The following is a 21674-nucleotide window of genomic DNA, read 5'->3' as shown; positions in this document are numbered from 1 at the left end:
ATGCACGATCAAAAAATTGCCATTCAAACCATCGACCCGAATGAGGTCTTTGTGCTGAGCGAGGCCGAGCACCACGCTATTGAGCATGAAAAACATCACTACGAGGATGCGCGCGCAGCCTCAATTGAAGCGCTGAAGATCGTGCAAAAACAGCGGGGCTGGGTGCCGGATGGCGCTATTCACGCAATTGCTAATGTGCTGGGTATTCCGGCCAGCGATGTCGAAGGCGTGGCAACGTTCTACAGCCAGATTTACCGTACGCCGGTTGGCCGTCACGTGATCCGCTACTGCGACAGCGTGGTGTGCCACATTACCGGTTATCAGGGCATTCAGGCAGCGCTGGAACAGAATCTTCATATTAAACCCGGCCAGACAACGGCAGACGGCCGCTTTACGCTGCTGCCTACCTGCTGCCTCGGCAACTGCGATAAGGGGCCGACCATGATGGTGAATGACGATACGCACGTTCACCTGACGCCGGAAGGTATCGCCTCGCTACTGGAGCAGTATCAATGATGAAACCCATTATTCGTGCTGCGGAAACGCATCCGCTGACCTGGCGTCTGCGCGACGACAAACAGCCGGTCTGGCTGGAAGAGTACCGCAGCAAAAATGGCTACGCTGGCGCCGAAAAAGCGCTGAACGGCATGAGCCAGGATGAAATCGTTACGGCGGTCAAAGACTCTGGCCTGAAAGGGCGCGGCGGTGCGGGCTTCAGCACCGGCCTGAAGTGGAGTCTGATGCCAAAAGATGAGTCCATGAATATCCGTTATCTGCTGTGTAACGCGGATGAGATGGAGCCAGGCACCTATAAAGACCGCCTGCTGATGGAGCAGCTGCCACATCAGCTGGTGGAAGGCATGCTGATCAGTGCTTTCGCGCTAAAAGCTTATCGCGGCTACATCTTCCTGCGCGGTGAATATGTTGAAGCAGCAGAGAACCTGCGTCGCGCCATCGCCGAAGCTACAGAAGCGGGCTATCTCGGTAAAAATATTCTCGGCACCGGTTTTGATTTTGAACTGTTTGTTCACACCGGCGCGGGCCGCTATATCTGCGGTGAAGAGACGGCGCTGATCAACTCGCTGGAAGGGCGTCGTGCTAACCCGCGCTCAAAGCCACCGTTCCCGGCCAGCGCCGGCGTCTGGGGCAAGCCAACCTGCGTTAACAACGTTGAGACCCTCTCCAACGTGCCAGCTATCTTCCTGAACGGCGTGGAGTGGTACAAAGGGCTGTCTAAAAGTGAAGATGCCGGCACCAAAATGATGGGCTTCTCCGGCCGCGTTAAAAACCCTGGCGTCTGGGAACTGCCGTTTGGCATCACCGCCCGCGAGATTCTGGAAGATTATGCCGGCGGTATGCGCGATGGCCTGAAGTTTAAGGCGTGGCAGCCAGGCGGTGCCGGAACCGATTTTCTGACCGACCAGCATCTCGATCTGCCAATGGAGTTTGCCAGCATCGGTAAAGCGGGCAGCCGTCTGGGTACGGCGCTGGCGATGGCGGTAGATCACGAGATCAATATGGTGTCGCTGGTGCGTAACCTGGAAGAGTTTTTTGCCCGTGAGTCGTGCGGATGGTGTACGCCGTGCCGCGACGGCCTGCCGTGGAGCGTCAAGATCCTGCGCGCGCTGGAGCAGAAGCAGGGGCAGCCGGGTGATATCGAAACGCTGCTGCAGCTTTGCCGTCAGCTGGGCCCGGGTAAAACCTTCTGTGCGCATGCACCAGGCGCGGTTGAGCCTCTGCAGAGCGCAATTAAATATTTCCGTGAAGAGTTTGAAGCCGGCATTGCGCCGCAGGTGTTTGGCAATACCCGTTCTATCGGCGGTATTCAGCCTAACCTGCTGAAAACGCGCTGGTAAGCAGACCACCGTAGACGGAAGGCGCCAGACGCCAGTCCGGCTGAAAAGCGGGATAACAGAATTTGATGTTTAACGCTCGTCCCCGGACGAGCCTTACGGAAGCATGTTCACTATGGCTACAATCCATGTAGACGGTAAAGAATATGATGTGAACGGAGCGGACAACCTGCTACAGGCGTGTCTCTCTCTGGGCCTTGATATTCCCTATTTTTGCTGGCATCCGGCGCTCGGCAGCGTAGGCGCCTGCCGCCAGTGTGCGGTGAAGCAATTCCAGAATGCCGAAGATACCCGCGGCCGCCTCGTTATGTCCTGCATGACACCGGCATCGGATGGCACTTTTATCTCTATTGATGATGGCGAAGCGAAAGAGTTTCGTGAAAGCGTCGTAGAGTGGCTGATGACGAACCATCCGCACGACTGCCCGGTCTGCGAAGAGGGCGGTAACTGTCATCTGCAGGATATGACGGTAATGACGGGCCACAGCTTCCGTCGTTATCGCTTTACCAAGCGCACGCACCAGAATCAGGATCTTGGTCCGTTTATCTCCCATGAGATGAACCGCTGTATCGCCTGCTATCGCTGCGTTCGCTATTACAAAGATTATGCTGACGGCAAAGATCTGGGCGTCTATGGCGCACACGATAACGTCTACTTTGGTCGTCCGGAAGATGGCACGCTGGAGAGCGAATTTTCAGGTAACCTGGTTGAGATCTGCCCGACTGGCGTGTTTACCGATAAAACGCACTCTGAGCGCTATAACCGTAAATGGGATATGCAGTTTGCGCCCAGCATCTGCCAGCAGTGCAGCGTCGGCTGTAACACCAGTCCCGGCGAGCGCTATGGCGAGCTGCGTCGTATTGAAAACCGTTATAACGGTACGGTAAACCACTACTTCCTCTGCGATCGCGGTCGTTTTGGCTATGGCTATGTCAACCGCAAAGATCGCCCGCGTCACCCGCATCAACTGCGCGGCAGCGATACGATTACGCTGAACGCAGAGCAGGCGGTTAACGCTGCGGCTGACATGCTGCGCCAGGCGAAACGCGTGATCGGTATCGGCTCACCCCGCGCCAGCATCGAGAGCAACTTTGCCCTGCGTGAGCTGGTGGGTGCCGGCAACTTCTCAACCGGCATGCCAGCAGGAGAGCAGGCGCGCGTTGAACTGATGCTGAACGTGCTGCAGAACAGCGGTATCTATACGCCTTCACTGCGCGAAATGGAAAGTTACGATGCCGTGCTGGTGCTGGGCGAAGATCTGACGCAGGTGGGCGCGCGCGTCGCGCTGTCAGTGCGCCAGGCCGTAAAAGGCAAAGCACGCGAGATGGCAGCCGCGCAGAAAGTTGCAGACTGGCAGATCGCCGCCATCCTGAATATCGGTCAGCATGCGAAACATCCGCTGTTTGTCACTAACGTCGATGAAACCCGTCTGGATGATATCGCGGCGTGGAGCTATCGCGCCCCGGTAGAAGATCAGGCGCGCCTCGGGTTTGCCATCGCCAGCGCGCTGGATGAGAGCGCACCCGCGGTGAGTGATATCGACAAGTCACTCAGCAGCAAAATTGATGTGGTAGTGCAGGCGCTGGCAGGGGCGAAAAAGCCGCTGATTATCTCCGGCACCCACTCCGGCACGACCGCGATGATTGAGGCGGCTGCAAACGTGGCGAAAGCGCTGAAAGCCCGCGGTGCCGACGTAGGGATCACCCTGCTGGCCGGCGCGGCTAATAGCATGGGCCTGGGCATGATGGGCGGTCACTCGCTGGATGCGGCGCTGGATCAGCTGACAAACGGCGAAGCGGATGCGCTGGTAGTGCTGGAGAACGATCTCTATCGCCACGCGCCGAAAGCCCGCGTCGACGCTGCGCTACAGAAGGCGTCAGGCGTGATTGTGGTTGACCACCAGCGGACCGCCACGCTGGAGAAAGCCGGTATGGTGCTCTCCGCGGCCAGCTTCGCTGAAAGTGATGGCACCTCAATCAACCATGAAGGTCGCGCGCAGCGCTTCTTCCAGGTTTACGATCCCGCTTACTATGACAACAGCATTGTGATGCTGGAAAGCTGGCGCTGGCTGCATTCGCTGCACAGCGCGCTGGAGAGCCGTCATATCGACTGGACGCAGCTGGATCACGTGATTGATGCGGCGATTATTGCGCTGCCACAGCTGAAAGGCATCAAAGATGCGGCACCGGATGCCAGCTTTCGCATTCGCGGTCAGAAGCTGGCGCGTTCACCGCATCGCGCCAGTGGTCGTACTGCCGCCCGCGCCAATATCAGCGTACATGAGCCACGTCAGCCGCAGGATAAAGACACTATGTTTGCCTTCTCAATGGAAGGGAACAACCAGCCTGAAGCACCGCGCTCGCAGATCCCCTTTGCCTGGGCGCCGGGCTGGAACTCACCGCAGGCGTGGAACAAATTCCAGGATGAAGTTGGCGGCAAACTGCGGAATGGCGATCCGGGTGTCCGGCTGTTTGAAGCGGGCGAAGGCTCACTGCCATGGTTTAGCAACGTGCCGGAGCGGTTTGCCAGCGGCAGCCATTTCCGCGTTGCGCCTTACTACCGGCTGTTTGGCAGTGAAGAGATGACGCAGCGCTCTCCGACATTCCAGAAGCGTATGGTGCCGGCTGAGCTGGTGATTAACCCAACGGATGCAGAGAAGCTTGGCGTCAATCACGGCGCTGCCGCAGAGCTGGTTTGCGCCGGCGAAACACTGCGCCTGCCGGTACGCTTCTCCGCTTTCCTGCAGCCGGGTCAGATTGGTCTGCCGCTCGGCATGCCGGGTGTGCCGCCGTTCCTTGCGCATGCGCAAATTGATCAACTGCAGGAGGCTGCGCAATGAGCTGGCTGACATCGGACGTTATCGACATCATTCTGCAGGTGGTTAAGGCGATTGTAATTTTGCTGGTCGTGGTAGCCTGCGGGGCGTTCATGAGCTTTGCCGAGCGTCGTTTGCTCGGCTTATGGCAGAACCGCTACGGACCTAACCGTGTCGGCTGGGGCGGTTCACTCCAGCTGGCGGCGGATATGATCAAAATGTTCTTTAAAGAGGACTGGGTACCGCCGTTTACCGACCGCTTCATCTTTACTCTGGCACCGGTTATTGCTTTTGTATCGCTGCTGCTGGCCTTTGCGATTGTACCGGTTTCACCCACCTGGATGGTCACGGATCTGAACATCGGTCTGCTGTTCTTCCTGATGATGGCGGGTCTGGCCGTCTACGCCGTGCTGTTTGCCGGCTGGTCGAGTAACAACAAATACTCGCTGCTGGGTGCGATGCGTGCCTCTGCGCAGACGCTGAGCTATGAGGTGTTTCTTGGCCTGTCGCTGATGGGCGTAGTGGCGCAGGCGGGATCGTTTAACCTGAATGCGATTGTTGAAAACCAGACGCACCTCTGGAACATCATTCCGCAGTTCTTTGGCTTTGTGACCTTCTGTATTGCCGGGGTAGCGGTGTGTCACCGTCATCCGTTTGACCAGCCGGAAGCGGAACAGGAGCTGGCTGACGGTTACCATATTGAATATGCCGGTATGAAGTTCGGTCTGTTCTTTGTGGGTGAATATGTCGCCATTACCACGGTTTCCGCGCTGATTGTCACGCTGTTCTTTGGCGGCTGGCATGGACCTTTCCTGCCGCCATTCATCTGGTTCGCCCTGAAAACGGCGTTCTTCATGGTGATGTTTATCCTGATCCGTGCTGCGCTGCCGCGTCCACGCTATGACCAGGTGCTGTCGTTCGGCTGGAAAGTTTGTCTGCCGTTGACGCTGTTGAACCTGCTGGCGACCGCCGCAGTGATTCTGTACAACGCGCAGTAAGGGGTATTGAGATGACATTAAAAGATATTGTCGTTGGCTTCGGCACGACAGTGCGCAGTATCTGGATGATCGGCATGCACGCCTTTGCCAAACGCGAAACGCAGATGTATCCGGAAGAGCCGGTCTATCTGCCGCCGCGCTATCGTGGTCGCATTGTGCTGACGCGCGATCCTGACGGTGAAGAGCGCTGCGTTGCCTGTAACCTCTGCGCAGTAGCCTGCCCGGTCGGCTGTATCTCGCTGCAGAAAGCAGAGACGCAGGATGGCCGCTGGTATCCGGAATTCTTTCGCATCAACTTTTCACGCTGCATTTTTTGTGGCCTGTGTGAAGAAGCCTGTCCGACCACTGCGATTCAGCTGACCCCTGATTTTGAGCTGGGTGAGTTTAAGCGTCAGGACCTGGTGTATGAGAAGCAGGATCTGCTGATCTCGGGACCCGGCAAATACCCGGAATACAACTTCTATCGTATGGCGGGTATGGCGATCGACGGAAAAGAGAAGGGCGACGCGGAAAACGAAGCCAAACCTATCGACGTCAAAGGGTTACTACCTTAAGGAGCCAGGTATGGAATTTGCGTTTTATCTTTGCGGACTGGTGGCGGTGCTGACGACGCTGCGCGTTATCACGCATACGAACCCGGTACACGCGCTGCTGTACCTGATTGTTTCGCTGCTGTCGATTGCCGGCGCGTTTTTTGCCATGGGTGCCTACTTTGCAGGCGCGCTGGAAATTATCGTATACGCCGGTGCCATTATGGTGCTGTTTGTGTTTGTGGTGATGATGCTTAATCTCGGCAAGCAGCAGCAGGAGCAGGAACGCGAGTGGCTTAAGCCCTCGCTCTGGGTGGGACCCGGCATCGTTTCAGCGCTGCTGCTGGTGGTGATGGTTTACGCTATTCTCACCGCCACCGATCAGGGTATTGATGGCACGGTTATCGATGCAAAAGCGGTCGGTATCAGCCTGTTTGGCCCGTATGTTCTGGCAGTTGAGCTGGCTTCAATGCTGCTGCTGGCAGGCCTGGTGGTGGCCTTCCATATCGGTCGCGACGATCGTCACGCTGAAGTGATGAGCCATCGCGTCACGGATGCGGCATCCAATAAGGAGGGACAGGCATGATCCCATTACAACATGGCCTGATTCTGGCTGCGGTGCTCTTTGTTCTCGGCCTGACCTCGCTGGTGCTGCGCCGTAATCTGCTCTTTATGCTGATTGGTCTGGAGATCATGATCAACGCCGCAGCGCTGGCGCTGGTGGTAGCGGGCAGCTATTGGGGGCAGGCAGATGGTCAGGTGATGTATATCCTGGCAATCAGCCTTGCGGCAGCGGAAGCGAGTATTGGCCTGGCTCTGCTGCTGCAGCTCTATCGTCGTCGTCAGACGCTGAACATTGACACAGTGAGCGAGATGCGCGGATGAATCTTCTCTATTTAACTGTACTGTTTCCGCTAATTGGCTTTTTGCTGTTAGCGTTTTCCCGGGGCCGCTGGTCGGAGAACCTGTCAGCCGCTGTCGGAATGGGGTCGGTCGGTCTTTCAGCCCTGACCACGCTCTATGCGGGCATGGAGTTTTTCAGTCAGGGGCAACAGCCGTTTACGCAGGCATTGTGGACCTGGATGCAGGTTGGCAACTTTGACATTAAAGTGAACCTGGTGCTGGATGGCCTGTCGCTGACCATGCTCTCTGTCGTCACCGGCGTCGGCTTCTTTATCCATATGTTCGCCTCCTGGTATATGCGTGGTGAAGAGGGCTATTCGCGCTTCTTCGCCTATACCAACCTGTTTATCGCCAGCATGGTAGTACTGGTTCTGGCTGATAACCTGATGCTGATGTACCTCGGCTGGGAAGGGGTAGGGCTCTGCTCCTATCTGCTGATCGGCTTCTACTACAGCAATCCGGACAACGGCAAAGCGGCCATGAAAGCCTTTATCATCACCCGCGTGGGCGATGTGTTCCTGGCCTTTGCGCTGTTTATTCTCTACAACGAACTCGGCACGCTGAACTTCCGCGAGCTGATGGCGCTGGCACCGGCACACTTTGCCGCCGACAACAGCATGCTGCAGTGGGCGACCCTGATGCTGCTGGGTGGCGCGGTAGGTAAATCGGCTCAGCTGCCGCTGCAGACCTGGCTGGCGGATGCGATGGCGGGTCCGACGCCGGTTTCAGCGCTGATCCATGCGGCAACCATGGTAACGGCGGGCGTCTATCTGATCGCCCGTACCCACGGCCTGTTCCTGCTGACGCCTGACGTTCTGCACCTGGTGGGCATTGTCGGGGCTATCACGCTGGTACTGGCGGGCTTTGCTGCGCTGGTTCAGACCGATATCAAGCGCGTCCTGGCTTACTCAACCATGAGTCAGATTGGCTACATGTTTCTGGCGCTGGGCGTGCAGGCGTGGGATGCGGCGATTTTCCATCTGATGACGCATGCATTCTTTAAAGCGCTGCTGTTCCTCTCGTCTGGCTCCGTTATTCTGGCGTGCCATCATGAGCAGAACATCTTCAAAATGGGTGGCCTGCGCAAGAGTATTCCGCTGGTTTATGCCTGCTTCCTGGTGGGCGGTGCCGCGCTGGCTGCGCTGCCGCTTATTACCGCAGGCTTCTACAGTAAAGATGAGATCCTGTTTGGTGCGCTGGCTAATGGTCACATCAATCTGATGGTTGCCGGTCTGGTCGGGGCATTCCTTACCTCTATCTATACCTTCCGCATGATCTTTATCGTGTTCCACGGCAAAGAGAAGATCCACGCGCATGCCGGTAAAGGCATTACCCATCATCTGCCGCTGATTGTGCTGCTGATTCTCTCCACCTTCATTGGCGCGCTGATAACGCCTCCGCTGGCAGGCGTACTGCCGGAAAATGAATTTGGTGAAAACGGCAAAATGGCACTGGAGATCGCCTCAGGCTTGGTCGCTGTCAGCGGTATTCTGATTGCTGCTGCACTCTGGCTGGGCAAGCGTCAGCTGGTGACCCGCGTAGCCAACAGCGCACCGGGCCGCTTCTTCGGCACCTGGTGGTTTGCCGCGTGGGGCTTTGACTGGCTGTATGACAAAGTCTTTGTCAAACCCTATCTCGGTATCGCCTGGCTGCTGCAGCGCGATCCGCTGAACTCACTGATGAACCTGCCTGCGCTGCTGTCGCGTATTGGTAATAAAGGTCTGGTTGTCAGCGAGAACGGGTATCTGCGCTGGTATGTTGCCTCCATGAGTGTGGGTGCCGTTGTGGTGCTTGCCCTGATGCTGGTGATGTAAAGATTGATGGGCTTGGAAGAGAAGATGACAGAAACTGCTTCTCTTCCTGATAGCGAATGTGAAAATTGCCTGAATGACGAAGCGTAATCGGCGCAGCCCGTTTCGTTATCGCCAGCGCACAGCAACCGGAGCGTACTGATGTACGTAAGGATTGCAGGCACTGCCGGAAACGAAACGGGCAAGCAGGATAGCTCGAAACCAGGTTAAAAAAAGGGAAGTATGCCGTGCTATTACCTTGGCTAATAATAATACCTTTCGTCGGGGGCCTGCTCTGCTGGCTGGCTGAACGGCTTGGCGCAAAAGTACCACGCTGGATCGCCCTGATCACCATGGGGCTCACGCTGGCGCTTGGCCTGCAGCTGTGGCTGCAGGGGGGCTATTCGCTGACGCAGGCCAGCGGTCTGCCGCAGTGGCAATCAAGCTTTGATGTTGCGTGGATCCCGCGCTTTGGTATTCGCTTCCACCTGGCAATTGATGGTTTGTCACTGCTGATGGTGGTACTGACCGGTCTGCTGGGCCTGATGGCAGTCCTCTGCTCATGGAACGAGATTGAGAAGTATCAGGGCTTTTTCCACCTCAACCTGATGTGGATCCTGGGCGGCGTTATCGGCGTATTCCTTGCCATCGACATGTTCCTGTTCTTCTTCTTCTGGGAGATGATGCTGGTGCCGATGTATTTCCTCATCGCGCTCTGGGGACATAAAGCGTCGGATGGTAAAACCCGTATCACGGCGGCGACCAAGTTCTTTATTTACACCCAGGCGTCTGGTCTGGTGATGCTGATTGCGATTCTGGCGCTGGTGTTTGTGCACTACAATGCGACCGGCGTCTGGACCTTCAGCTATGAAGAACTGCTGAAAACGCCGATGTCACGCAATGTCGAATGGCTGCTGATGCTGGGCTTCTTCATCGCCTTTGCGGTGAAAATGCCGGTGGTGCCGCTTCATGGCTGGCTGCCCGATGCACACAGTCAGGCGCCGACTGCCGGCTCCGTCGATCTGGCCGGTATTCTGCTGAAAACCGCAGCCTATGGTCTGCTGCGCTTTAGCCTGCCGCTGTTTCCGAACGCTTCAGCTGAATTTGCACCGATTGCGATGTGGCTTGGCATTATCGGCATCTTCTATGGTGCCTGGATGGCGTTCTCGCAGACCGATATTAAACGTCTGATCGCCTATACCTCGATTTCGCACATGGGCTTTGTGCTGATCGCGATCTATACCGGCAGCCAGCTGGCCTTCCAGGGCGCGGTTATCCAGATGATTGCTCACGGTCTTTCAGCCGCGGCACTGTTTATTCTGTGCGGCCAGCTGTATGAACGTCTGCATACCCGCGATATGCGTCAGATGGGCGGTCTGTGGTCGCGAATCAAATGGATCCCGGGTCTGTCACTCTTTTTTGCGGTAGCGAATCTCGGCATGCCGGGGACCGGCAACTTTGTGGGCGAATTCATGATCCTGACCGGCAGCTTCCAGGTCGTGCCTGTGATTATCGTGATTGCCACCTTTGGGCTGGTGTTCGCCTCGGTCTACTCGCTGATCATGATGCAGCGTGCTTACTATGGCGAAGCGAAATCGAAAGAGCCGCTGCCGGGCATGTCAGTACGCGAATTTGCCACCATCGGCGTGCTGGTCGTGCTGCTGGTGCTGCTGGGTGTCTACCCGCAGCCGATTCTCGATACGTCCCATGCTGCGATGAGTAATATTCAGCAGTGGTTTACCGCTTCAATTTCAACTACAAGGCCGTAATTCGCCATGACAATAACTCCTCAACAATTGATCGCGCTACTGCCGCTGTTGATCGTCGGACTGACGGTGGTGGTGGTGATGCTGTCCATTGCGTGGCGACGCAACCACTTCGTTAATGCCACGCTGACCGTTATTGGCCTGAACCTTGCGCTGGTGTCGCTGTGGTTTGTTGGTCAGGCGGGCGCAATGGATGTCACGCCGCTGCTGCGCGTTGACGGCTACTCCATGTTTTATACCGCGCTGGTGATGCTGGCGAGTCTGGCGACCTGTACGTTCGCCTATCCCTGGCTGGCGGGCTTCCCGGATAACAAGGATGAGTTTTACCTGCTGGTGCTGATTGCCGCGCTGGGTGGCGTGGTGCTGGCAAGTGCCAACCATCTCGCCGCGCTGTTTATCGGTATTGAGCTGCTCTCCCTGCCGCTGTTTGGCCTGATTGGCTACGCCTTCCGGCAGAAACGTTCGCTGGAAGCGGCGCTGAAATACACCATTCTTTCTGCGGCCGCCTCGTCGTTTCTGCTGTTTGGTATTGCGCTGGTCTACGCCGATTCCGGCAGCCTGAGCTTTGTTCAGCTGGGTAACAGCCTGACCGACAGCATGATCCAGCAGCCGCTGCTGCTGGTGGGACTGGGAATGATGATTATCGGCCTGGGCTTTAAGCTGTCGCTGGTGCCGTTTCACCTCTGGACGCCGGACGTTTACCAGGGCGCGCCTGCACCGGTATCGACCTTCCTGGCAACCGCCAGCAAGATCGCTATCTTTGGTGTCATTATGCGCCTGTTTATGTACGCGCCGCTGACCGACAGCGAAGCGGTACGCACCGTGCTGGGGATTATTGCCTTTGTCTCTATCCTGGTGGGTAACCTGATGGCGATTTCGCAGAGCAACATTAAGCGTCTGCTCGGCTACTCCTCTATCGCTCATCTCGGCTATCTGCTGGTCGCGCTGATTGCGGTGAAAACGCATCAGCTGTCGCTGGAAACGGCTGGCGTCTACCTGGCGGGTTATCTGTTCAGTAGCCTGGGTGCGTTTGGCGTGGTCAGCCTGATGTCCAGCCCGTATCGCGGTCCGGATGCTGACTCGCTCTATTCCTATCGCGGCCTGTTCTGGCATCGTCCGGTACTCTCAGCGGTCATGACGGTGATGATGCTGTCGCTGGCGGGTATTCCGATGACGCTGGGCTTTATCGGTAAGTTTTACGTTATCGCATCCGGTGTGAATGCGCATCTCTGGTGGCTGACTGCTGCAGTCGTTGCCGGCAGCGCCATCGGCCTGTACTACTATCTGCGCGTAACGGTGAGCCTCTATCTCACCCCGCCAGAGCTGCATACGCGTGATACGCCTGCTAACTGGGCGTTTACCGCGGGTGGTGTGGTTGTCCTGATCTCCGCCATTCTGGTGCTGCTGCTGGGTGTTTATCCGCAGCCGCTCATCAGGCTGGTGCAGATGGCGCAACCGCTGATGTAACGATGCATTCTGCTGACGAAAATCAGGCCTCCGGGCCTGATTTTTTTTATCTGTATCGATGGCCGCTACCATCATGGTGTTACTTCGGCCGGCGGAGTAGTCTCAGAATATTGTCATTTGAAGAGGAGGATATCTGTGAAAATAGCATGGCTTGATTGCCACCACCAGGAACTGACGGCACAGCAACTCTATACGCTGCTGGCGCTGCGTAACCGGGTTTTTATTGTGGAGCAGCAGTGCCCCTATCAGGATCTGGATGGCCAGGATCTGGCTGCAGAAAACCGTCATATCCTCGGTTTTCTTGAAGGGAAGCTGCTGGCCTGCGCGCGCATACTGACACCCGCGCAGCCGGATAAGGCAGTCGTTGTGGGGCGGGTGATTGTCTCTGAAGAGGCGCGCGGGCTGAAGCTGGGCTACCGGCTGATGGAACAGGTGCTGAACAGCTGTGAAACGCACTGGCCCGGGCAGGCAATTTATCTGTCGGCGCAGGCGCACCTTGAGGGGTTTTATGGCCGGCTCGGTTTTCAGGCGGTCACTGCTGTTTACCTTGAAGATGAGATTCCGCATATCGGCATGCAGAAAATATAACGGCGAGGGAAGCCTCGCCGTTATCGTTATCAGCCCGGCGTCATCTGCCGGTCATCGGTATATTTACGCTGATCGGGCGGTGGCGGAAAATACTGGTAGAGCCAGGTTTCGCTCAACGTCTCATCTTTGGTGCGCAGGAACAGGCGCATCTCCACAGGCGTGGTCGCATCGCTGTTCGGATACCAGTCAAACAGAATGCGATAACCGTTAATCGGTTCAACGTAGAGGATCTCTACCTGTTTGAACGTGCCTGATGAAACGGTAATGACCGGCTCAATGCCCCTGGCAGCGGCTGCTTTCAGGTCGCCATCAATGAAATCTACGGCAAAGCGGCGGCACCAGGTCTCCGGGAAATGTTCACCCGGCGCCCAGCCTTCGGGAAAACCGCCAATGCCGGTACGGGTCGCATCCACGCGCGCCAGATCGCTGCGCACCGGCGGCAGCTGGCTCCAGTAGAGCTTATAGCCAAAGTTCAGCTCGCTGCCCGCCTGAATCGGCTCCTCTGGCTGCCAGAAGCAGACCACGTTATCCAGCGTTTCCCCGGTGGTAGGGATCTCCATCAGATTAATCGCGCCTTTACCCCATTTGCCGGTTGGCTCGACCCACAGGCTCGGGCGTTTGTCGTACCAGCCAATCACATCCTGATAATTTTTAAAGTCGTGATCCAGCTGCAGCAGACCAAAGCCGCGCGGGTTTTCATCTTTATAGGCGTTGAACTGCAGGCGCTGCGGGTTATTAAGCGGACGGGCGATCCATTCACCGCTGCCGCTCCACATCGCCAGGCGATCGGAGTCATGGATCTGCGGATGGTAGGTGTTGCACATGCGGCGTTCGTTGGTACCGCAGCTGAACATACTGGTCATCGGCGCAATGCCGAGCTGACGAATCGCTTTACGTGTATAGAGGTGGTTTTCCACTTCCATCACCACGCGTTTCTCTTCACAGTGAATGGTGAATTTGTAGGCACCGGTCAGGCTGGCACCATCCAGCAGGGCATACACGACAAAGGTAGTGTCGTCTGCTTTTGGCGTTTCAAACCAGAACGCGGTGAAATCAGGAAACTCCTCCTGACCGTTGCTGAACGTGTTAACAGCAACGCCGCGGGCGGAGAGGCCATACTGATAGGTTTCATCCACGGCGCGGAAGTAGCTGGCCCCGAGGAAAGAGACGATATCACGCCGCGCCAGCTCCGGCTTTTTAAACGCGCGGAAACCGGCAAAGCCGAGATCGTTTTTACCCGCCAGCTGCTGCGTGTCGACGCCGGCGTCATGATACTTAAACAGCTCCGGGCGAAAGTGGATTTCCCGTGCTTCGCGGCTGGCCGCATCAACAGAGAACATGCGGATACGCCGTTTAAATCCCATGCCGACGTGGAAAAACTGCACGTCCAGCTCGCGATCGGCGACGTTGTTCCACAGCGAGTGCTGAGCGTCATACTGAATTTCGTTGTACGCTTGCGGCGTAAGGGTCGCCAGCGTGTCAGGCAGCGCACCGGGCGCACCGCCCCAGGGCTTTTTCGCCAGCGCGGCGGCCTTCTGTTTCAATACATCAAAATCGAAGCGCACGGCTTTGCCGTCGGCGATGCCGTCATCGGCCCATGCAGATTGCGCAAACAGCGAGGAGAGCCCGGTCATGCCACTCAGGGCTGACAGAGCGACGGACGCTTTCACAAATTTTCTACGATTCATGCCGGAATTCTAATCCTTAGCTGCTCGGGTGTATTGTGTCTGTTTCCAGACGGTTAGCGTCGGGCTACAGGGGGTTACGACAGTGGCGCAATCAAAAAATTCACTCGCCGGAAAATTTATCAGATTAATCAAATAAACGAAGCAGATTCTCTGTCGCTCAGGGGGATCCGGCCTGTTTTTACAAAGCCGTCACGTTTTTACGGAGCGCACAGACGCAATTTCGGCCAGCAAAGTTATGATTTATGGCTATAGTTAATCGACACGTTATGAACACGGAGGAACCGCATAATGTCATCTTCAGACCAATTTGATAACCGTTATGAATCAGGTATTGACGACGATCTGGCGCTGTTAACTGAAACGCTTGAAGAAGTGCTGCGCGCGTCCGGCGATCCGGCCGATCAGAAGTATATTGAACTCAAACAAAAAGCTGAGCAGGCGCTGGAAGATGTGAAGAGCCGCGTCAGTCAGGCTTCGGACAGCTACTACTATCGTGCCAAACAGGCGGCCTATCGTGCCGATGATTACGTGCATGAAAAACCGTGGCAGGGCGTGGGTATTGGCGCCGCTGCAGGCCTGTTTGTAGGTTTACTGCTGGCCCGTCGCTAATACGCTGCCGGGCGCGCGCAACGCTGCGCCCGGCTTCGCCTGCCATACTTTCTTCGCTATTTACGATCTCTTTCCCGATTTCCCTTCCTGATGATTGTGTTTACCTCGCCTGCTTTCTACAGTAAAGCGTAACCAGGACAAGGAGAATGCAACGTGATACGTGTTGAGATGCTCGCCACGGGCGATGAAGTGCTGCATGGACAAATTGTGGATACCAACGCCGCCTGGCTGGCGGACGTGCTGTTTCAGCATGGCCTGCCGATGACCAGCCGCATGACCGTGGGTGATGCACTGCCGTCGCTGATTGATGCATTACAGAGCCGTAGCCAGGTGGCAGATGTGCTGATTGTTAACGGGGGACTGGGGCCGACCTCTGATGATTTGAGCGCGCAGGCCGCCGCGGCCGCCAGCGGTTGCGAGCTGGTGCTGCAGGCAGAATGGCTGGCAAAAATGGAAGCCTGGTTTGCCAGTCGCGGTCGCGTGATGGCCGCCAGTAATCGCAAACAGGCTGAAATCCCGGCTAACGCCACGCTTATCGATAACCCGGTGGGTACCGCCTGTGGTTTCGCACTCCAGCTCAACCGCTGCTGGATTTTCTTTACGCCGGGCGTGCCGTCAGAATTCAAAGTGATGGTGGAGCAGGAGATTATTCCGCGCCTGAAAGCACGTTTTACCCTGCCTGAACCCCCGCTCTGCCTGCGCCTGACGACCTTTGGTCGCGGGGAGAGTGATATTGCGGCTGAGCTGGAGCCGCTGGTGCTGCCTGAAGGGGTGGTAATGGGTTACCGCTCTTCAATGCCGATTATTGAAATCAAGCTTACCGGGCCTGCCAGTGCGCGCGTGGCGATGGAGCAGGTCTGGCAGCAGGTAAAGCTGCTGCTGGCCGAATGTACGATTTTCGAAGGCACTGAAGGGCTGCCCGCGCTGCTGGCGCGTGAGCTGCAGCAGCGTGAGTTCCGCCTCGCCACCAGTGAGCAGTATACCGCCGGCTTTCTGCACTGGCAGCTGGCCGCTGCGGACGTGCCGCTAAGCGCTGGCGAGATCCTGGCGCCGCAGGCAGAAACACTTGAAGCACAGGTTGAGCGGACACGCATGCTGGCGGCAGAGCAGGGCAGCGCTCTGGCGCTCTCTGTCAGTGAACTGGCCGAAGGAGAAATTGCGATTGCGCTGCAGACGCCGGAAGCGGGCTGGGGCCAGCGGGTGAAGTTTTCACACGGTCGTCATAATCAGGAAACCCGGCAGAAAGTGGTGGCGATGATGGCAATGAACATGCTGCGTCGCTGGCTGCACGGCAGCGAAGTTTCAACCGGACACGGCTGGATCGACATACTGGAAACGGTAAAGCACTGATTGCGCCTGCGAAGGGGCATACCGGATACGTCAGTGCTTAACCGGTATCGCTTGCAAAGGGAGCCTGGTTGCGGAAGTGACGGTGACTTGCCGCACCGGCATAAACCCCTCCGTGGGGCCTGACGCCGCGCCATCCATGGCGCGGAGGCTGCTGCAAATCACCGTCGCTTCCGCGCCCTGTGATTTCTGCATAGCTGTCAGATAACTCGCTCTTACAGCCGCACAGAAGCACAGGGGAAGAGGGGGCGTTGAACTAAGCCGGACGTCACGCGGCAGGGACGCCGCGTGCCGAGGCCCGCAGGGAGCGGGTGTTGCCGTTCCGGACGTGCTCAGCGCCCCCTCTGACCAGAGTGGCTTTCTTGTCGCATGAACGATGTGAAAGAAAACAGACGGGGCGGTTACAGCTCAATCTCAATCTCGCCGCGCGCTTTACAGCAGCAGGGCAGGATTTCACCCTGCTGAATAAAAGCCAGCGGTGTTTCAGCGTAATCGACTTCGCCCCGTACCAGGCGCATACGGCAGGAACCGCAGTAGCCTTCACGGCACTGAAACTCCACGCAGAGGTTATGGGCCTCAAGCGTGGTCAGCAGATTAGGATGTTCATCTGCGCACTCCAGGCGGGAGCCTGAACTGCGCAGGATAACAACAGCGCGGCTCATGCTCAGAGCTGGAAATCGTTGAAGTCGTCTTCGCCTACTTCAGAGTCAATCTGACCCACCAGATAGGAGCTGACTTCCACTTCCTGCGGTGCTACCTGCACGTTATCAGACACCAGCCAGGAGTTGATCCATGGAATCGGGTTGGAGCGGGTCTGGAAGGGCAGATCGAGACCCACCGCCTGCATACGGATATTGGTGATGTACTCAATGTACTGGCACAGAATATCTTTGTTCAGACCAATCATTGAGCCGCCGCTGAACAGATACTCTGCCCACTCTTTCTCCTGCAGTGCCGCCTTCTTAAACAGCTCGAAGCACTCTTCACGGCACTCGGCAGCAATCTCTTTCATCTCCGGATCGTCTTCACCGCTGCGCAGCAGGTTCAGCATATGCTGGGTGCCGGTCAGGTGCAGCGCTTCATCACGCGCGATCAGCTTGATGATTTTGGCGTTGCCTTCCATCAGTTCACGTTCGGCAAAAGCGAATGAGCAGGCGAAGCTGACGTAAAAGCGAATCGCTTCCAGCGCGTTAACGCTCATCAGACAGATATAGAGCTGCTTTTTCAGCGCACGCAGGCTGACGGTGACTGATTTACCGGCAACCTGATGCGTGCCTTCGCCCAGCAGATGCCAGTAGTTGGTCATCTCAATCAGATCGTCGTAGTACTTTGAGATATCCTGCGCGCGCGCCAGAATCTGCTCGTTGGTGACGATATCATCAAACACCAGCGACGGATCGTTGACGATGTTGCGGATAATATGGGTGTAAGAGCGTGAGTGAATGGTCTCAGAAAACGCCCAGGTTTCAATCCAGGTTTCCAGCTCCGGGATAGAGATCAGCGGCAGCAGCGCGACGTTCGGGCTGCGGCCCTGGATAGAGTCGAGCAGCGTCTGATACTTCAGGTTGCTGATGAAGATATGCTTTTCGTGATCCGGCAGTGCCTGGTAGTCGATGCGATCGCGTGAGACGTCGACCTCTTCCGGACGCCAGAAGAAAGAGAGCTGCTTCTCAATCAGCTTTTCGAAAATGTCATATTTCTGCTGATCGAAACGCGCCACGTTCACGGACTGGCCGAAGAACATCGGCTCTTTCAGCTGATCGTTTTTATTCTGTGAAAAAGTAGTATAAGCCATGACTAAGTCCAAAAAGTGAAGCGGGCTGGCAGCGCCAGCCCTGACATAAGTACGCGTCGCCGGTCAGATTTTGCAGGCGCCGCTTTCGCAGCCATCATCCTGAATTGACGGGGCCAGATCGTCCTGTGCATCTTCTGCGCCGTCGCGGGTGTTTTGATAGTAGAGCGTCTTCACACCAAACTTATAGGCGGTAAGCAGATCTTTCAGCAGCTGTTTCATCGGTACTTTACCGTTGGCAAAGCGGCCCGGATCGTAGTTCGTGTTTGAGGAGATCGCCTGATCGATAAACTTCTGCATCACGCCGACCAGCTGCAGATAACCATCATTAGAAGGCATTTCCCACAGCAGCTCATACTGATCTTTCAGACGCTCATACTCCGGTACCACCTGACGCAGGATGCCATCTTTAGACGCTTTAATACTGATGTGGCCGCGCGGCGGTTCAATACCGTTAGTGGCGTTAGAGATCTGCGAAGAGGTCTCTGACGGCATCAGGGCAGAGAGCGTGGAGTTACGCAGGCCGTGCGTGGTGATCAATTCACGCAGCGCTTCCCAGTCGAGATGCAGCGGCTCATTGCAGACGGCGTCCAGATCCTTTTTATAGGTATCAATCGGCAGAATACCCTGTGAATAGGTCGTCTCTTTAAACCACGGGCAGGCGCCTTGCTCTTTTGCCAGCTCATTTGATGCTTTCAGCAGATAGTACTGAATAGCCTCAAAGGTTTTGTGCGTCAGATTGTTAGCGCTACCGTCAGAGTAGCGTACGCCGTGCTTCGCCAGGTAGTAAGCGTAGTTAATGACGCCAATACCCAGCGTACGGCGACCCATGGCACCACGCTGTGCTGCCGGAATCGGATAGTCCTGATAATCAAGCAGCGCATCGAGCGCGCGAACCGCCAGCACCGCCAGCTCTTCGAGGTCGTCGAGGCTATTGATGGCACCGAGGTTGAAGGCGGAAAGCGTACAGAGCGCAATTTCGCCGTTCTCATCATTCACATCTTCAAGAGGCTTGGTTGGCAGCGCAATCTCAAGGCAGAGGTTGGACTGACGCACTGGCGCAATCGCCGGGTCAAACGGGCTATGGGTATTGCAGTGATCGACGTTCTGGATGTAGATACGACCGGTTGAGGCGCGCTCCTGCATCATCAGCGAGAAGAGATCGACCGCTTTTACGCGCTGCTTACGGATGCTCTCATCTTTCTCATATTTGGTGTAGAGACGTTCAAACTCCTCCTGATCGGCGAAGAACGCATCATACAGGCCCGGGACATCTGACGGGCTGAACAGGGTGATATCTTCGCCTTTCAGCAGGCGGGTATACATCAGCTTGTTGATCTGAACGCCGTAGTCCATGTGGCGCACGCGGTTACCTTCCACGCCACGGTTGTTTTTCAGCACCAGCAGGCTTTCCACTTCCAGATGCCACATCGGGTAGAACAGCGTCGCTGCACCGCCGCGCACGCCGCCCTGAGAGCACGATTTCACCGCCGTCTGGAAATGCTTATAGAACGGGATACAGCCGGTATGAAACGCTTCGCCGCCGCGGATCGGGCTGCCCAGCGCACGAATACGGCCTGCGTTAATACCGATGCCGGCGCGCTGTGACACATATTTCACGATAGCGCTGGAGGTGGCGTTGATAGAGTCCAGGCTGTCGCCGCACTCAATCAGAACGCAGGAGCTGAACTGACGGGTCGGGGTGCGCACGCCAGACATGATTGGCGTTGGCAGCGAGATCTTGAAGGTGGAGATCGCGTCATAAAAGCGCTTGATGTAGCTCATGCGCGTATCGCGTGGATAGTTTGAGAACAGGCAGGCTGCGACCAGCATATACAGGAACTGCGCGCTCTCATAGATCTCACCGCTGACGCGGTTCTGCACCAGATATTTTCCTTCCAGCTGCTTAACCGCAGCGTAAGAGAAGTTCATATCGCGCCAGTGATCGATGTAGCTGTCCATCAGCTCAAACTCTTCGGTACTGTAATCTTCCAGCAGGTGGCGGTCATATTTGCCCAGCTCCACCATTTTCACGACCTGATCGTAAAGCTTCGGTGGCTCAAACTGGCCATAGGCTTTTTTACGCAGATGGAAGATAGCCAGACGTGCTGCCAGATACTGGTAATCTGGCGCATCGCGCGAAATCAGATCGGCTGCGGCTTTGATGATGGTTTCATGGATATCAGAGGTTCTGATGCCATCATAAAACTGAATGTGGGAGCGCAGTTCAACCTGAGAAACTGAAACATTGTTCAGCCCTTCAGCCGCCCAGTCGAGTACACGGTGAATTTTATCGAGATCAATGCGTTCCTGACGGCCATCGCGTTTGGTGACGAGCAGACTTTGGTTCATGTCGCGTGTTTACCTGTCCATGAAATAGGAAATTATCCCCTAACTATTCACAAGGTCTATGCACAAGCCGCTCGCTGTGAGTAAGCCTGTGGATAAACACTATATATAGGGGGTTCGGGAAGTTTTACTAACTATATGGTGAGTATTTTAGTCAGCATTCTTTGCTTAACAAGAGTTGATTTTTGGCAAAGAATCAGTCCTGGTAGCCGGGAAAAATCCTGGATCCGCGTGGCATAAGGCCTGGGTTAGCTGTCAACGGCTTCATACTTTTTTTTAATAGTATGACTGAGCGCGTAAATCTCAATCAAAGGCGCGGAACCCGTCATTAAGGCAGAGACGAAACGGAGAAGATCGGCTAGCGGGGATGAAGAAGAGAGGCGCGCTCCGCAGAGCGGGCCTCTGTTATCAGCGTGTTTCGCCTGCGGCATCAGCCTGAGCGTGGGTATGAATCATATAGTTCACGTCCACACCCGGTCCGAGACGGAACTTGTTGGTCAGCGGATTATAGTGCAGGCCAATCATGTGGCGTTCGCGCAGTGTGGTTTCGTCTACCCAGTCCAGTAATTCAGCCGGGCGGATAAACTTTTTGGCGTCATGCGTACCGCGCGGCAGCATGCGCAGCACATATTCGGCGCCGAAGATTGCCAGCAGCCAGGCTTTAGGATTGCGGTTTATCGTGGAGAAAAAGACCTCACCACCTGGTTTTACCAGACGGGCGCAGGCCATAACAACCGAGCGCGGATCGGGTACGTGCTCCAGCATCTCCATGCAGGTCACTACGTCATACTGGCCAGCATGGCTGTTCGCATGATCCTCTACCGTCTGCTGAATATAATCGACGCTGACGCCGTTCTCTTCAGCATGCAGACGCGCGACTGCCAGCGGTTCCGCGCCCATATCCAGCCCGGTTACGTCTGCGCCTTCACGCGCCATGCTCTCTGCCAGAATGCCGCCGCCGCAGCCGACATCGAGCACTTTTTTACCAAACAGGCCGTTGCTGTGCTGCGCAATCCAGCCCAGACGCAGCGGGTTAATACGGTGCAGCGGCTTAAATTCACCCTCCAGATCCCACCAGCGCGAAGCGACCGCTTCAAACTTGGCAATCTCGCTGTGATCGACGTTCTGACGGCTTTCCTGCGGTTGTTCACTCATTGAATAACGACTCCTGGCAAAATA

General features: G+C 56.2%; 18 protein-coding genes. 13 read left to right on the top strand and 5 right to left on the bottom strand.

Annotated elements, in window-relative coordinates; translation table 11 throughout:
* From nuoE to C1Y41_RS08155, 11 genes are all read left to right on the top strand, one after another.
* A complete protein-coding gene (gene nuoE, locus C1Y41_RS08205; RefSeq protein WP_039379025.1) occupies window positions 1-516 on the top strand; it encodes an NADH-quinone oxidoreductase subunit NuoE in 516 nt (171 codons plus the stop codon).
* Window positions 516-1856 carry an NADH-quinone oxidoreductase subunit NuoF gene (nuoF, locus tag C1Y41_RS08200; RefSeq protein ID WP_039385572.1) on the top strand — a complete coding sequence of 447 codons (1341 nt, stop codon included), beginning with the start codon at window positions 516-518 and terminating at the stop codon, window positions 1854-1856. The genes nuoE and nuoF overlap by 1 nt, the downstream gene beginning before the upstream one ends.
* 112 nt (window positions 1857-1968) lie before the next feature.
* Window positions 1969-4692, top strand: coding sequence for an NADH-quinone oxidoreductase subunit NuoG (gene nuoG, locus C1Y41_RS08195; RefSeq protein WP_071668056.1), 2724 nt, complete (start codon window positions 1969-1971; stop codon window positions 4690-4692).
* Entirely contained in the window at window positions 4689-5666 is a 978-nt protein-coding gene (gene nuoH / locus C1Y41_RS08190) for an NADH-quinone oxidoreductase subunit NuoH (RefSeq protein WP_039385568.1), read from the top strand. The genes nuoG and nuoH overlap by 4 nt, the downstream gene beginning before the upstream one ends.
* 11 nt (window positions 5667-5677) lie before the next feature.
* Window positions 5678-6220: an NADH-quinone oxidoreductase subunit NuoI gene (nuoI, locus tag C1Y41_RS08185; protein ID WP_039385566.1), complete on the top strand. Its 543-nt coding sequence runs from the start codon at window positions 5678-5680 to the stop codon at window positions 6218-6220.
* 10 nt (window positions 6221-6230) lie between these two features.
* Window positions 6231-6782: an NADH-quinone oxidoreductase subunit J gene (gene nuoJ, locus C1Y41_RS08180; protein WP_039385563.1), complete on the top strand. Its 552-nt coding sequence runs from the start codon at window positions 6231-6233 to the stop codon at window positions 6780-6782.
* Window positions 6779-7081, top strand: coding sequence for an NADH-quinone oxidoreductase subunit NuoK (nuoK, locus tag C1Y41_RS08175; RefSeq protein ID WP_013509877.1), 303 nt, complete (start codon window positions 6779-6781; stop codon window positions 7079-7081). Before nuoJ ends, nuoK begins: the two co-directional genes overlap by 4 nt.
* On the top strand, window positions 7078-8913 hold the full coding sequence (gene nuoL / locus C1Y41_RS08170; protein WP_104085228.1) for an NADH-quinone oxidoreductase subunit L: 1836 nt from the start codon (window positions 7078-7080) through the stop codon (window positions 8911-8913). The genes nuoK and nuoL overlap by 4 nt, the downstream gene beginning before the upstream one ends.
* Window positions 8914-9137: 224 nt before the next feature.
* The gene (gene nuoM, locus C1Y41_RS08165; protein ID WP_039385553.1) at window positions 9138-10658 is read left to right on the top strand and encodes an NADH-quinone oxidoreductase subunit M; all 1521 of its coding nucleotides are present in this window, start codon (window positions 9138-9140) and stop codon (window positions 10656-10658) included.
* Between the two features lie 6 nt (window positions 10659-10664).
* Window positions 10665-12122 (top strand): NADH-quinone oxidoreductase subunit NuoN, encoded by a 1458-nt coding sequence (nuoN, locus tag C1Y41_RS08160; RefSeq protein WP_039385550.1) that lies wholly within the window; start codon window positions 10665-10667, stop codon window positions 12120-12122.
* A gap of 135 nt (window positions 12123-12257) precedes the next feature.
* Window positions 12258-12710: a GNAT family N-acetyltransferase gene (locus C1Y41_RS08155; RefSeq protein ID WP_104085227.1), complete on the top strand. Its 453-nt coding sequence runs from the start codon at window positions 12258-12260 to the stop codon at window positions 12708-12710.
* A 29-nt stretch (window positions 12711-12739) separates the two neighbouring features.
* Here C1Y41_RS08155 and C1Y41_RS08150 read toward each other — a convergent pair whose 3' ends face one another.
* Window positions 12740-14398, bottom strand: a complete 1659-nt coding sequence (locus tag C1Y41_RS08150; RefSeq protein ID WP_039385544.1) for a glucan biosynthesis protein D — start codon at window positions 14396-14398, stop codon at window positions 12740-12742.
* Between the two features lie 288 nt (window positions 14399-14686).
* Between C1Y41_RS08150 and elaB the strand changes: the two genes are divergently transcribed.
* Both elaB and C1Y41_RS08140 read left to right on the top strand, forming a co-directional pair.
* Window positions 14687-15007, top strand: a complete 321-nt coding sequence (gene elaB / locus C1Y41_RS08145; RefSeq protein WP_039385541.1) for a stress response protein ElaB — start codon at window positions 14687-14689, stop codon at window positions 15005-15007.
* Window positions 15008-15160: 153 nt separating this feature from the next.
* The gene (locus C1Y41_RS08140) at window positions 15161-16357 is read left to right on the top strand and encodes a nicotinamide mononucleotide deamidase-related protein YfaY (RefSeq protein WP_104085226.1); all 1197 of its coding nucleotides are present in this window, start codon (window positions 15161-15163) and stop codon (window positions 16355-16357) included.
* Window positions 16358-16755: 398 nt separating this feature from the next.
* On the opposite strand, the gene yfaE is transcribed toward C1Y41_RS08140, so the two are convergent.
* From yfaE to ubiG, 4 genes are all read right to left on the bottom strand, one after another.
* Window positions 16756-17016 (bottom strand): class I ribonucleotide reductase maintenance protein YfaE, encoded by a 261-nt coding sequence (gene yfaE / locus C1Y41_RS08135; RefSeq protein WP_039385536.1) that lies wholly within the window; start codon window positions 17014-17016, stop codon window positions 16756-16758.
* A gap of 2 nt (window positions 17017-17018) precedes the next feature.
* Complete coding sequence (nrdB, locus tag C1Y41_RS08130) at window positions 17019-18149, bottom strand: class Ia ribonucleoside-diphosphate reductase subunit beta (RefSeq protein ID WP_039385534.1); 1131 nt, start codon at window positions 18147-18149, stop codon at window positions 17019-17021.
* A gap of 63 nt (window positions 18150-18212) precedes the next feature.
* A complete protein-coding gene (nrdA, locus tag C1Y41_RS08125) occupies window positions 18213-20498 on the bottom strand; it encodes a class 1a ribonucleoside-diphosphate reductase subunit alpha (RefSeq protein WP_104085225.1) in 2286 nt (761 codons plus the stop codon).
* A 405-nt stretch (window positions 20499-20903) separates the two neighbouring features.
* Window positions 20904-21650, bottom strand: a complete 747-nt coding sequence (ubiG, locus tag C1Y41_RS08120) for a bifunctional 2-polyprenyl-6-hydroxyphenol methylase/3-demethylubiquinol 3-O-methyltransferase UbiG (RefSeq protein ID WP_039385530.1) — start codon at window positions 21648-21650, stop codon at window positions 20904-20906.
* Window positions 21651-21674 lie beyond the last annotated feature (24 nt).

Origin of the sequence: Pantoea sp. ICBG 1758 (genome assembly GCF_002928325.1) — a bacterium.
Taxonomy (GTDB): Bacteria; Pseudomonadota; Gammaproteobacteria; order Enterobacterales; family Enterobacteriaceae; genus Pantoea; species Pantoea eucrina.
The sequence above is the reverse complement of the archived record's forward strand: the minus strand, read 5'-3'. Positions and strand labels throughout refer to the sequence as shown.